This window comes from Stieleria bergensis (assembly GCA_007745635.1).
Lineage (GTDB): Bacteria > Planctomycetota > Planctomycetia > Pirellulales > Pirellulaceae > Stieleria > Stieleria bergensis.
Genome location: CP036272.1, coordinates 1,198,553 through 1,211,884 on the forward strand (window position 1 = coordinate 1,198,553; position 13,332 = coordinate 1,211,884).

The following is a 13,332-nucleotide window of genomic DNA, read 5'->3' on the forward strand; positions in this document are numbered from 1 at the left end:
GCGATAACGTGGGCGGTCTCTGGAGCGTTGCTTGGGTTGCTGTGCCTGTCCAGTTTCGGATGCCACACCATTGGGCGGATTACCGAAAGTAAACACACGGTGGCCGCACGTCGGTTGTCTCGCCAGGGCTTGCAGGCGATGCGAAACGGACGTTGGGATCAAGCTGAGCAGCTCTTTGGGAACGCGTTGACAGTTTCGCAGGATGACGACCGGGCGCACCGTGGTATCGCAGAAGCTTACTGGAATCGCGGGGACTACGACCAAGCGATCCTGCACATGGAAAAAGCGGTTGAGCTGAGTGGACAGGAGCCACGATTGGTCGCCCGACTCGGCGAGATGTATTTTATTACCGGTCGACTTGATGATGCTCAGCAGCAAGGTGAAATCGCTTTGGCTGGCGATCGCGAGTCGCCGCAGATCTGGGTGCTGCGCGGTGACTGTTTTCAGCAGCGTGGCAACAGTCGCGAAGCGATGGCCGCGTACCATCGAGCGCTTGCCATTCAGCCTGATCTGGTCGCGGTGAAGCTGAAGATCGCAGACCTGTACCTGGAAAGCAAACAGTACGATCGCTTGCTGGCAACGTTGGATCAATTTGATCCTGCCGCCGATGATTCGCAGATGCCCACTGCGGTTCACATGATGCGCGGCATTGCGCTGCGAAGTCTGCAGCGTCCTGAGCTGGCCGTCAAGCACTTTGCTAAGGCCGCCGAGCATGATCCCAATGCCGCCGAGCCATTGCTGCAGATCGCTTCGATCGAACTGTCGCGCGGCGATGCTTATGCGGCGCATTTAGCCATCGAACGCGCCGCACAACGCGATCAGCCCTTGGTGCAGCAAACCGGCTGGGTTGATTACATGTTGTCACCACAGCAAGTCATTGCCTTGGATCCCAACCGCACCGGGGCTTCTTCGCCGCTGCGATAACCGAAACGGTTGCAAAGCGGCAGGCCGGGCTGTCGATGACCGTCATGCGCTTTGCCGATCAATGAAGCGTGAACGTGACGGTCCTGCGTTGGCTGACAGGGTCGGGCTGTCAGGGGCTGTCCCCCATTGAGCATGGTCCGGCATTGAGCATGGTCCGGCATTGAGCATGGTCCGGATGGTCTTACTGATCAACCGGCGGCGCTGCGCCTGGCTTGGCCACTATTTTGCCGTGTCGTCGTAGATTGGCAGGTGGCGATAGTAGATCTCTAGATTCATCAAGTTCAGCGTCGTGACGTAGACACGGCCCGCATAGCCGCCCCATTTATCCGGCACAGGCTTTAGCGGAGACCATGAACCGGCGTTGTCGCCTTGGGTCTCCTGGGTTTCAATCAACAAGGGGTTGAGGCTTTGGTTCCACTGTTCCCAATGTTTGTCGCCCATGTGGAACATGAACTGTGTCGCATAGTACCAGTAGTAACAGTCGCGTTGCGGTTGCGCGGTGGTGCCCAGTGCAGGGCGATTGCCAATCAGGTAATCGGCAGCCGAACGCATCTCAGTGCGATCACGCCGCCAGCCGCTGTACATCCGCATCAGCATCCCGACGGAGGTCATGGTCGGTGTGGGTCGCCGTCCGTGTCGTTTCTCCAAGGTGTCTGCCGCCAACGGGTTGTAGCGATAACGATCTCGGCGGTTGTTTTCGCCACTGGCGAGCGTCAACCAGTCATTGATCTTTTCGTACGTGCGTTGGCGGACGGTTAGGCCGGAGAGTTCGCCGCTTTTGAGTGCCATCATCATCCAACCTGAAACGCTGGTATCGCTGCCAACTTGTGATTGGTAACGCCAGCCGCCAAGTGTTTGGTGCTGAGACCGCATGATGAAGTCCAACGCGCGCTGCGCGGCCGGTCGTAGTTCAGGGTCCTGGGTCATGCCATAGGCTTCGCAGAGCGCCAAAGCCGCAATCCCATGGCTGTAGAACATCGCGTTGGGGTCAGTAGCAGGATTCTCGGCACGATACAAGTTTCCCGACGGTCGCTGGACTGATCTCAGGTAATCGATTCCCTTGGCAACTTGCTGGGCGTACTGATGCTGTTTGTGAGTGTAGCCGGCGCCTTGAAAGGCCAGTAACGCCAAGCCGGTGGCGGCGGTGTTGCTGGTGATTTGAACGGGTTCGCCATGCCCTTGTAGTGACCAGCTGCCATCATCGTTTTGGATGCGTGCCAAGTAGGCCAAGCCGCGTTCGATGGCTGCTTCGGTTTCTGGGCCGCCCATGCCAGCTTGCGGGACCGATCCGCCGTTGGTTCGCTGCATTCGTTGGGCAAACGATTGCACGGCTGCCACTTTGGCGCCCGCTGGTTCGACGGGGCTACCGCTACGTGGTCTTCGCCGTGAACGACGTGGCAGGTCGATCGAAGCAATTTGTGGTCCTGCATCGGCGGTAGGCAGGCCGACTTTCCGCGATGGGATTCGACCGAGCCCCGCAGGGCCGGTTGCTGCATCCACCAGCAATGGAGAACCGCCGGCGAGGCTGCTGGGTTGTCGGCCCATGGCTGACCCGCTCAGGCCCGAACCGTTCAAGGCGGACCCTGCAGGCGAACCCGTTTGCCCAGACCCGGTTGACCCGTTGGTTGACCCGTTGGTTGACCCGTTGGTTGACCCGTTGGTTGACCCGTTGGTTGACCCGTTGGTTGACCCGTTGGTTGACCCGTTGCCGCTGTTTCCGCCCGAGCTGGCTGGGGCGATCGCGCCAAAGGGGTCACTGTCCATGGCTTGCCCCGTGTTGGCCTGAGCGACGGCTTGGTCGCCACTGCCACCAGGTAATTCAATGGGCGCTGTGGAAGCGGCACCGGAAACCGCACTCGGTCGTCTGGAGCGTCCGGTCGCTCGTAACGCGCTGCCGGCATTGATTTGCGGTCCGCCCGAGAGTGTGCTGGCTTGGTTTCTTGCGATCTGTGTCCCCGTTGTTTGCGAGCTTGTCGTGGGCTGGTTGGAGAAGCTCGGTTGATTCTGCGGAGCGAAGCGTGAGCCGGCTTGCTGTGTCATCCGTTGCATGTTGTTTGGCACCGCGCGCAGAGCCATCGATGCTGAGGGTGATTCTTGTGCGACGGCGACTTCGATGGGTGTGGGCGCCGCGCCAAGTGCGGGAGCCGCTGTGCCGATCTCGGTTGCTCGCCGCTGCCGAGTCTGTCCCGCATTCCCGACGGTTGGCAAAGCATTTGTGCTGGGCGAGGCGGCCGGGGCGATCGCTGATCGTTGCAGCGTTTGTTTTGGCAACTGCGACATGTCACGCATGGTGGGCAAACGCTGGGCTGCGGCGCGGACCGTTGACTGGTTGGTTGATCGCCGTGGCAGGTTGGCTGTTGCCGCCGGTCGATCCGGCAGCGACTCGGATTGAGGTTGGGCGGGCGACGGTTGGTTCTTGGGAATTGCGATTTGTTCGGACGGGTTGGCTTGTTGCTGACGCTCGATTTCACGTCGCGCTAGCTTGCCAGCGGCGTTCGCCGGTGTGGGTTGCGACGAAGTCGGCTGTTGCCGTTTGATCAGTTGCTTTTCAGTGCGTTCCTGACGAAACGGTTTCGGATTCGGCATCTGCAGCTCCACGTCGTTTTGCTGCAGTGGAGGCATCTTGGGCAATTCTTGCGGCACCACGCGATCGCTGGTTTCGGAGTCAATCGGTTTTGACCAATCGGGCCGTTTTTCGTTGTTTTCCTTGGGCCGGAACAGATGTTCTGAGATGGTTTTGCGAATCGGTTTTTGCTTGGAGTCCCCGTTGGATGCCATCGGTTCATACCGTGAGAACACAACGTATTGCAGGGCCGCGATCAGCAAAATCAGGTGGACGATCAAACTGATCAGGAAACCGAGTTGGATCGATTGGCGAAAGAATCTGGAAAACACGAACCGCAGAATCACCGCCAGCGAGACGGAAAACAGCGGCACTGCAACGAAGTACGTTTTCGGGTTCAGCCACCAGCGTGGATCGTCGAGACGCAACTGGCTGACGACCAGATACAGCACCACGGCGCCAAGCGTTAACGACACAACGTCCAGCGGCCACTTCCGTTTGGGTTCAACCGGAGTGCTTTCGATCTTGGGGCGGCGAGGGGGTGGTGGAGGTTCCACGGTTCTGTTGGTCAGCTCAACGACGGGGTAGGGCTAAAGGGGGACGCACTGGAGTGATGGCGATTACGACGCAGGGCCTTTTAAGGTGGTGACCGAGTAATCACTGATTCCAGCGCGATTGCAAACATCCATCACGCTGACGACGGGCTGAAAACTGGTGGATCGATCCGCACGAATCACAACGGTCTGATTGGTGGGGTTTGATGCCGCTGCTGATCTGAGGAGCTGTTCAAGGTTCTCAATTTCAGTCGCTTGGCCACGCATGTACGTTTGCCCGGCCGCATCGATATCGATCACGATTTCTCTGGGCTTGCTGACCATCGGCACGGCCGAGGTGGCCGTCGGCAGCACGATGTCCATGCGACGCTCTTCTTCTTCGAACTCACTGGTGACCAAAAAGAAGATCAGCAGCAGGAAGACCACATCGATCAACGGCGTCAGGCTAAGCATTCCAGCGACGCTGGATTTTTTGATTTCAACAGCCATCGTTTAGCTTGCCCTCGCCGGAGGTTCATTGGTCGCTGTGTCTTGTGCCTGGTCAGTGGGGCTGACGCGCGGCGGAGCCAGCGGTGGCGCCGTTGGATTGCTTGGCGGGGTACTGGAGTGAGTGTCTGTCACCAATTCACCACGACTGTTCAGGCGATTGCGTCCAACGAAGCGTCGCAGCCCAGGCGCCAAGTCAAACGCCAGTTGTTCGATCTCGGAGAACAGTTTGGCGATTCGGTTTTCCAAATATTGAGCCAGAATCGCCGCGGGGATCGCAACTGCCAGACCGGCCAGCGTCGTGACCAGTGCGGTGTAGATCCCTTCGGAAAGTTGCTCACTGCGGGATTGATCGGCGGACAACGCGGTCGAATCATGAAACGCCACGATCATTCCCCAGACCGTCCCCAGCAATCCCATCAGTGGAGTCGCTGCGGCAGCCAGTGTTAACCAGCGGACTGGGCTGGCGTAGCGATCAGCCTGCCGCGCGACGGTCTCTGCGCCCACGGTTTCAATTTGTCCCAGGGGCTCGCCTGTGCGAGAGAGCATCGCGCCGATGGTGCTGGCCGCTGGGGAGGGATGGTTCGCACAGACTTGAAATGCCGATTGCGGGTCGAACAATTCAAGTGGATCCGCAATCTCTTTGAGCTGCTGGACGAATTCTTCGGGAATCACCTTTTCGCGTCGCAGGCTCAGCATCCGCTCGACGGCCAGCGCGACGACAACAAGGCTCATGATGATGATGGGGATCATGAAGCGGCCACCACTGAGCATCAGCGACATCATGTCGATGCCGGTCGGCGTTTCTGGCGTCGGCTCGGTCGGCGCAGCTTCATTCATGATCCGCTGGATCTCAGCGGCATCGACCGGTGCATTGTCCTGTGCGACGGCGATTCCCAGCATGCCGCCGCAAAGCAACCATGTCAGCACCCCGGCCAGCATTAAGCTTCGTGCCCATCGGCAGGTTCGATCGAGGAATGAGTCAGACGGTTGAGCAGCAGGTGTCATCAGGGCAGGCCGTGTAACCGGAGTTGCCGCAGCGCTCATCGCTGCGACGTTGTTGTGTGGGGGACAAGGTTGATTCACTTCAGCGCCTCCAAGCGTTCGGCGGCCTTCTTGGCAAGTTCATGGTCGCGGTGTTCCTCGACAACAAACTGGTAAAACGTGCGTGCGACGGTCTGGGCCTTGGTGCGCTTGGCATCGGTTTGCGCTTGTTGGATTAAAGATTCCGCACAGCGACCCGCTTCAAATCCGCTTCGCGCTTGCCAGGGCCGAATGGTGGCCGAGGCTTCTGAACCACCGAATCCATACATGACGCTTTGAAATTCCGGGATGGCTTTGTCGAAGGCTTGTCTCAGAAAGTAAATCTCACCCATCATGAACCGCGAGCGAGCCGCGACTTCCTGGCGACGATAGCCTTCGGCGACCTGTTGAAAGTAGCTTAAAGCGCGTTCTGTGTCACCTTTTTGTTGGTAGACGAAGCCGAGTTCGTACAGCAGTTGTGGCAAGTAACTGGTTGATCGAAAGCGTGTTTTCAGTGCATCGAACCAATCGATGGCGACATCCCATTGCTGCAACTGAGCAGCAGACTGACCGCCATGCAAGAGGACGAGTTCCCGGATACGGCGATCTTCTGGGTCACGGAGCGTCGTGGAGTCGTCACCGTTGGCTTCGATCTGTTTGCGAGCCATTGTGAAGGACTGCAGAGCTTGCTCGAATTGATCCATTCGGAACAGGCATTCGCCATCCATCATGTAAGCGTCCAGAGCCAATTCGCCTTTGGGAAACCGTTTGGTGAGGTTTGAAAACGCCTGGCGAGCTTGTTGCAGATTTCCTGCTTGGAAATCGCTCCAGGCCAAGCGGTACATGGCCTTTTCTGCCACGACGGGATCCTTGGCCGCGCTGGCTTGCTTGAGAAACTCTGATGCTTTGTCCCAGTTTTTTTGGTCGTAATAGAACTGGCCTACGAAGAAGGCTGCATCAGCGGTGAACGGAGCGTCGCTCGATTTGGCCAGGATGCCTTCAAAGACCTTGGCGGCTTGATCGGTTTTGCCTGCTTGTTGCAGCGCCCAGCCCATTTCGTAACGCAGGCGTTCTGGGGAGTCATAATCGGGCACTTTGGACAGGAGTTGGGACAATTTATTGGCGGCGTCGCCGAAGCGTTTTTCGGCTTGATCGACCAATGCCAATTCGTAGAGCACGTGGCCCAGTTGAGTGCCGGTCGGTTTCTTGGCCATCACCGCTTGCAGGTCACGGCGGGCCGCTGCGCTGTCGCCGGTGACGCGGTAGGCAATCCCACGCGTCAGACGAGCATCGGTCGCGGTTTCATGGTTGGGTGATTTGTCCAGCAATTCGCTTAACGGAGCAATCGCCTCGCCATGCCGATCGGCTTGGATCAATGACCAGCCGAATCCGAACAAGGCATACGGACGCAATCGTTTACTGGCCGGGTCATTGATCAGTCGTTGGTGCCATTGCAATGCAGTGGCGTGATCATTTTGGTCCGCAGCCAGTTGGGCAAGTCGGTAGCGTGCTTGCCTGACCTCTGGTGTTGACTCGGTTCGCTTGGCGATTTGAGCCCAAGCCTGAGTCGCCTCTTGCGAGCGATTGGCGTCGTCGTAGGCAGTGGCTTGCAGGAACTGAGCCTGTGCGGCTGTTTGACTGCCCGGTGCCAGCTTGATTGCACCGGCCAACAATCCGATCGCTTGGTCGGCTGACTTGTTCAGTAAAGCGGCCTTGCCCATCAGCAAGGCGGCTTCGGATTGTTGCTGAGCCGACTTCAGTGACGCAGTTTCTTTTTTCAACAGTTGCAAGGTTAGGTCGTATTGCTTGGACAGATTCGCTGCCGTTGCAGCACGCAGTGCCCATTGGCCTCGGCTGGCATGATTGGCCGGGGAGCGACCCAGCAAAGCTTGGAAATGCTGAACGGCCTCTTGGGATTTGCCTTGCAGCAAGGTCGATTCAGCAGCAATGAATCGCACGTCAATTGCCAACGGGTCATCCTTGAAACGCTGCATGAATTGGTTGGCTAGCTGGACTGCTTCGGCATACTGATCAAGCTGCAAAGCAGAGAACGCTGCGTTATAAAGCAGTCGCGGCGCCACCTCGCTGTCACCGTATTTCTGTGCAGCCTGTTTGGCAACTTGCAGTGATTTTGCCAGCGTGCCTGGATCGGCCGCAAGTGCTTCGACCAAGTCTAAGTATAAATGTGCCGAGTAGGTTCCAGCCACTTGCTTTTTGATTTGATCTTCGGCGACCTTGGCGGCTTGTTTGGTTTGTTTTTGGTTCAGGGAGATCTGTGCCAGCCAGTGAGCCGATTCGGTTGCGGTTTCGCCGCCAACGTTGGGTTGCTGGAGTTGTTGTTGGAAACGTTTTCCCGCCAGATCCAATTTTTTGGCGCGATAGTAAGCTTGTCCGGCAGCCAACAGGGCGCCCGCTGCCTCTGGGCTGTTGGGGTGCTTTTGCCGGAGCAGATCGTAGACCTGGGCTGCTTCGGCAGGCCGATTGGACTGCACCAGGGCAAACGCCTTGCGCAGCATCGCGTAGCGTTCGTCTTCGGCGTACTGGGCCGCCGAGAGCGCTCCATCAAAGAGCTTGAGAGCTTCGGCCTGCTTGCCCGCAGCGATGAATTGATCTCCCAAGCGAAGTCGCACATCCACTGCGAATTCATGCGTCGAGAATTCTTGCAACAATTGCTGGTAGGCCCGGACCGCTTGAGCATCTTTGCCGGCTTCTTCCAGAGCAACCCCGTAGGCATACAACGTGTCGCAGCGCAAAGGGGATTGCTTTGACGTCGCGAGCGATAGCATGCGCTGGTAGCTGGCGATGGCCGCATCAGCGTGTCCTAACTGATAGGCTGCTTCACCACTGTAAAAGTAGGCGCGGTCGGCAAACGTTGTTTGGGGAAACTCTTTGATCAATTGAACATACGTGGCAATCGTTTGCTGCAGTGCTTTGGCATCCGCATTCTGACCTTCGGTGGCCACGACAAACTGACACCATCCTAGATTGGCAAGGCTTTGCTCACGAAGCTTGGAAGCCGGGTCGGTCAATGCAGATTGAAAGGCTGTGATCGCGCGACCGTAGTCAGGCGTCTCACGCTTCATCTCGCAGACGCCTCGATAGTGAGCCGCTTGACTGGCGAGATCGTCTTTGGGGTATTGCTGAAGGAATTGTTCCCAGTTGCGAATCGCCAAATCGATGGCGCCTTTGTTTTGAAAATTCGCCGCGTCAGAGTACAACGCGATCGAGGCTGCAGTTGATTCTTCAGCTTTGCTGACATTTGCGTCAATGATCATTGCCATAAAGGTGACAAGGCATGCAGCGATGCTTTGCCAACGTTTCCGGGCACGGCGTCTGGCGACGACCGAACAAATGCCAGGGACTGTGTGACGGAGAGTGTCTGGAGCGAACAGAGATCGATTCATGATAGGGGTGTTGCTTGCACCGCAGAAAAGAAGTTGACTATCAGATGAAGTGTGATCATCGCTGAAATCGGTACCACTGTCCTGAACGGACGGGTTCCTCTCAACGACACATCTTTTTCCAGCTTACGCGAGGATCCAACTAGACTAAGTTTAACGGCAGTAAGGAATAAAGGATAGTTCGCCAGTCAGTTTGCCCAAACTTCGCAGCCTCTCCTGGGACGCTGTTTTGATGACTCCCTCAGGCTCCGTTTCACCGCCACCGTGATGCACTTCGCGTTGACGCTGCCGGTTGTAGCGATTGTTGCCCTCTTTGCCGAAGCCTCACCCGCCTCAGCAGCGGGGAAAGCAGATGGTTCTCAAAGGAGGGGCGGGCGGCTGATTAGGGCGCCGCGGAAGCATTTGGCGAAGCGACCGAAATCGGTTAATTCGTACCGTTTGCTTGCCGAAGCTTTGATTGGCAGCGAACCGCCGGGTGGGTTTGCGACGTAAGACACTTTGGTGCTCCCCCATTCGCATCGCCGCCAAACATTTGAAACGCTGCGATTTTGAATCGGTGACATGGAGGCTCGTTTAGGCCGTCACAGCGAAGAGCTAGCGGCGGTCATCGTTGGACTTTGGTTCACGGATGCACTCGGGGGTTCACAAATGCACTCGGGCACGCTGGCTGGAACCACAACACAAGACAATCGAAATGGCAAAGACCTGTTTGGTGACCGGCGGTGCTGGGTTCATCGGATCACATCTGACGCAGCAACTGTTGCAACGCGGGCACCGTGTATTGGTGGTCGACGACCTCTCGACCGGGCAAGCCAATAACTTGCAGCACGTGATGGATCATCCACAACTGGAGTTCATTCAAGGCAGCGTCGAAGATGATCGATTGGTTGCCGAAGTGGTTGGCCGCGCGGATTGCGTTTATCACTTGGCCGCCGCCGTTGGTGTGGCTTTGATCGCCAAGCAGCCGATTCAGACCATTGAACGCAACGTTTATCCAACACAGTTGATTTTGGATCGCCTGGGGGAACGTGCCAAACGCGGCCAATTGATCCCCTGTTTCATCGCCAGCACCAGTGAGGTCTACGGCAAGAACCCCAAAGAAGTGTGGTCCGAGGAGGACGACTTGGTTTTTGGCGCGACCACCAAGCCGCGCTGGAGTTACGGCGTCAGCAAGGCCATCGACGAGTTTTTGGCCTTGGCTTATTTCAAAGAATCTTCGCTGCCGATCGTCGTTGGCCGATTCTTTAATGTTGTCGGCCCTCGGCAAACCGGCGCGTACGGGATGGTCTTGCCACGCTTCGTTCAAGCTGCTTTGGCGGGCGAGCCGCTGGTGGTTCATGACGATGGCAAACAGGTCCGCTGTTTTGCTCATGTCGATGATGTGGTGGGGGCGGTCGTTACCCTGAGCGAGGCCCGTGAAACCGCAGGACGCGTGTACAACATTGGCAGCGACAAGCCGGTGTCCATTCTGCAGCTCGCCCAGCGAGTGATCGAGAAAGTCAATCCAGCAGCGACCATTCAGTTTCAGTCCTACCGCGAAGCGTACGATGATTCGTTCGAGGACATTCGCCGGCGAGTTCCCGATCTGAATCGCATTCGCTCGGCCATTGGATTTGAGGCCCAAAAAACGCTCGACGACATCATTGATGACGTTGCCAATGCCATGCGTTAGCGGTCGTTTCCCGGTGGGTTGCGTTTGTGAACGCGCCGGCGAGTAGTTCTGTGGGGTGGTTTCGGCCTCTTCTGGCTGGCGACCTGGGCTTATTGCTGTTGCTTTCCACCCGTTATGACTAGGCCTGGAGTTGGTAGCAGGGCTTGTCGGTGGTCCCGGTTGCAGCCTATTCTGTTGGGCCTTGTGGTTCTGTACACCAGCCAGTTCCACTCTTCACCCAAACAAGAGAAGTGAAAGTGCCATGAAAGAAGGCATCCATCCCAATTATGCGAAGACCACCATCAAGTGTGGTTGCGGCAACACCTTTGATACTCGCTCGGTCCGTCCAGGCGAAATGAAGGTTGATATTTGCAATGCGTGTCACCCGTTTTACACTGGTAAAATGAAGTTTGTTGACACCGCTGGCCGGATTGACAAGTTCCAGAAGAAGTTTGCAGCTGGTACTTACGGCAGCTTGCAGAAGAAAGGCAAAAAGAAATAGCTTTGCTCTTTCGCCTCTTTGGATTCCATGGGCTTTGGCGAATCACACGCCCCCGCTAGTGGAATTCGATGAAATGGCTACGTTATCGCATGGTCCACGGCAGTGATGGGCCATGCGTTTTTTATTTTGCTGGCGTCTGTTCTTGGTGAACGTTCGTGCGCCGGCATGACTTGCGACCTTCATTCCTCTTTCGCCTTCGGCACCCTTCATGAGCAGCATCCGCGATTTGCTGGAAGAAAAACTGCAGCGTTTCGAGCAACTGGAACGCGACATGTCCGATCCTGAAGTCCTCGGCGACGGGGCTCGGATGAGTGCCACAGCGCGCGAGCACGGTGGGCTGGCGAAGCTAGCCGGTCGTTACCGCGAGTTCAAAAAGCTGAGCAGCGAGATCCAGGGCTGCAAAGAGATGGCGGAGCTGGCCGAGGATGCAGAAGAGCGAGAAATGGCCGAAGAAGAAATGGCCGATTTGCGCTCTCGCCGCGAGACCATTTGGGAAGAGCTGCTGTCGATGACCATTGGCGGTGAAGATAGCCATCGAACGCGCTGCGTGATGGAAATCCGCGCCGGAACCGGTGGCGATGAAGCGGCTTTGTTTGCCCGCGACTTGTTCGAGATGTACCGTCGCTACGCGGAGATCAAAGGTTGGAAAACCGAGATCATGGATTCCAGCGTCAACGACATGGGCGGTTTCAAGGAAATCACGGTCACGCTAGAAGGCGAATCGGTGTTCCGCGATCTGGCTTATGAGTCCGGTGGGCACCGCGTGCAGCGTGTTCCGGAAACCGAAACTCAAGGCCGCGTGCACACCAGTGCTGCCACCGTGGCGGTGATGCCGGAACCGGAGGACGTGGAAATCGACTTAAAAGCCGATGACTACCGTGTCGACAAATTTGGTGCGTCCGGTCCGGGTGGTCAGCACGTCAACAAGACGGAATCGGCAATTCGCTTGACTCACCATGAGACCGGCATTGTTGTGCAGTGCCAGGACGAAAAGAGTCAGCACAAGAACCTGGCCAAAGCCATTCGCGTTTTGAAGGCTCGGATTTACGAAAAGAAACGCGAAGAAGAAGCTGCCAAGCAAGCTGAACAGCGGAAAGGTTTGATCGGCTCCGGCGATCGTAGTCAACGAATTCGCACTTATAACTTCCCTCAAAATCGCCTGACCGATCATCGCATCAATTTGACGCTCTACAAGCTGGATCAAGTTTTGACGGGTGATTTGAATCCTGTCACCGATGCCTTAATTGAATACGATCGCGACCAATTGCGCGGAGACATGATCGACTGATGAATGATTCATCGGGTGCCACAAACGCTGCTGCCAAGACCGCTCAGGATGATCGTTGGACCGTCTTGCGGTTGCTGAAGTGGACGACTGAGTTTTTCGAATCTCGAGGCAGTCAGTCGCCGCGTCTGGACGCCGAGATCTTGCTTGCGCACTCACTGGCGTGTTCTCGCATCGAACTGTACACCGCGTTCGAGTCTGAGCCTGACGAGGAGCAGCGCACTTGTTTTCGTGAACTGGTCCAACGTCGTGGTGAGGGAGCTCCGGTCGCTCAGTTGGTCGGTTACAAAGAATTCTATTCGTTGCGGTTTGATGTCAACGAGCACACCTTGATCCCGCGGCCGGAAACCGAGCACCTGGTCATCGCTGCTCTGGATCATCTGAAACAATGTGATCCCCAGGATCATCCGCCCGCGATTGCCGATATTGGGACAGGGTCTGGAGCGATTGCCGTTTCCATCGCTGTGCACAGCCCGTCGTCGCAACTGACGGCGATTGATATCAGTCCACAAGCGTTGCAGGTCGCAGCGTCAAATGCTCAGTTGCATGGCGCTGAGGATCGCATTGAGTTTGTGCAGTCGGATTTGCTTGCCGACGTTGATTCGGAACGTGTGTTTGATCTGATTTGTAGCAATCCACCCTACGTCAGTGAAAGCGAATACCAGCAGCTCGATCCATCGGTCAAAGGCTATGAACCAAAAACGGCACTGGTCAGTGGGCCTACGGGAACGGAGATCATCGAACGGATCTTACAGCTTGCGGAAAATCGTTTGGTGCCCGGTGGCTTGATGTTGATTGAATTAAGTCCCATGATCGCCGAGCAGTGTTTGCGTTTGGCAAATGCCCTTGATCATCTTGTGGATGCTAAACTAATCAATGACTTTTCCGGATTGCAACGAGTGCTCGTCGCTCACCGCGCGTCGCCCATCCATTGACGGGAAGC

Annotated in this window: 9 protein-coding genes; 5 read left to right on the forward strand and 4 right to left on the reverse strand. The window is 56.7% G+C overall.

Annotated features, from left to right (window positions below):
- Window positions 1–99: 99 nt before the first annotated feature.
- Complete coding sequence (locus SV7mr_RS03880) at window positions 100–924, forward strand: tetratricopeptide repeat protein (protein ID WP_419188058.1); 825 nt, start codon at window positions 100–102, stop codon at window positions 922–924.
- Window positions 925–1,143: 219 nt separating this feature from the next.
- On the opposite strand, the gene SV7mr_RS25050 is transcribed toward SV7mr_RS03880, so the two are convergent.
- The 4 genes from SV7mr_RS25050 to SV7mr_RS03915 all read right to left on the reverse strand — a co-directional run bounded on the left by SV7mr_RS25050 (window position 1,144) and on the right by SV7mr_RS03915 (window position 8,825).
- On the reverse strand, window positions 1,144–4,044 hold the full coding sequence (locus tag SV7mr_RS25050) for a hypothetical protein (RefSeq protein ID WP_419188059.1): 2,901 nt from the start codon (window positions 4,042–4,044) through the stop codon (window positions 1,144–1,146).
- A gap of 63 nt (window positions 4,045–4,107) precedes the next feature.
- Complete coding sequence (locus tag SV7mr_RS03905) at window positions 4,108–4,530, reverse strand: ExbD/TolR family protein (RefSeq protein ID WP_145269410.1); 423 nt, start codon at window positions 4,528–4,530, stop codon at window positions 4,108–4,110.
- Between the two features lie 3 nt (window positions 4,531–4,533).
- Window positions 4,534–5,613, reverse strand: coding sequence for a MotA/TolQ/ExbB proton channel family protein (locus SV7mr_RS03910; RefSeq protein ID WP_419188060.1), 1,080 nt, complete (start codon window positions 5,611–5,613; stop codon window positions 4,534–4,536).
- Window positions 5,610–8,825 carry a tetratricopeptide repeat protein gene (locus SV7mr_RS03915; protein WP_419188061.1) on the reverse strand — a complete coding sequence of 1,072 codons (3,216 nt, stop codon included), beginning with the start codon at window positions 8,823–8,825 and terminating at the stop codon, window positions 5,610–5,612. The genes SV7mr_RS03910 and SV7mr_RS03915 overlap by 4 nt, the downstream gene beginning before the upstream one ends.
- Window positions 8,826–9,645: 820 nt before the next feature.
- On the opposite strand from SV7mr_RS03915, the gene SV7mr_RS03920 reads away from it, so the two are divergent.
- The 4 genes from SV7mr_RS03920 (at window position 9,646) to prmC (ending at window position 13,324) form a co-directional block, all read left to right on the forward strand.
- Window positions 9,646–10,623 carry an NAD-dependent epimerase/dehydratase family protein gene (locus SV7mr_RS03920; RefSeq protein WP_145269414.1) on the forward strand — a complete coding sequence of 326 codons (978 nt, stop codon included), beginning with the start codon at window positions 9,646–9,648 and terminating at the stop codon, window positions 10,621–10,623.
- 241 nt (window positions 10,624–10,864) lie between these two features.
- Window positions 10,865–11,104 carry a 50S ribosomal protein L31 gene (rpmE, locus tag SV7mr_RS03925; protein ID WP_145269416.1) on the forward strand — a complete coding sequence of 80 codons (240 nt, stop codon included), beginning with the start codon at window positions 10,865–10,867 and terminating at the stop codon, window positions 11,102–11,104.
- A 208-nt stretch (window positions 11,105–11,312) separates the two neighbouring features.
- A complete protein-coding gene (gene prfA / locus SV7mr_RS03930; protein ID WP_145269418.1) occupies window positions 11,313–12,392 on the forward strand; it encodes a peptide chain release factor 1 in 1,080 nt (359 codons plus the stop codon).
- Window positions 12,392–13,324: a peptide chain release factor N(5)-glutamine methyltransferase gene (gene prmC, locus SV7mr_RS03935; protein ID WP_145269420.1), complete on the forward strand. Its 933-nt coding sequence runs from the start codon at window positions 12,392–12,394 to the stop codon at window positions 13,322–13,324. The genes prfA and prmC overlap by 1 nt, the downstream gene beginning before the upstream one ends.
- The last annotated feature ends 8 nt before the right edge of the window (window positions 13,325–13,332 follow it).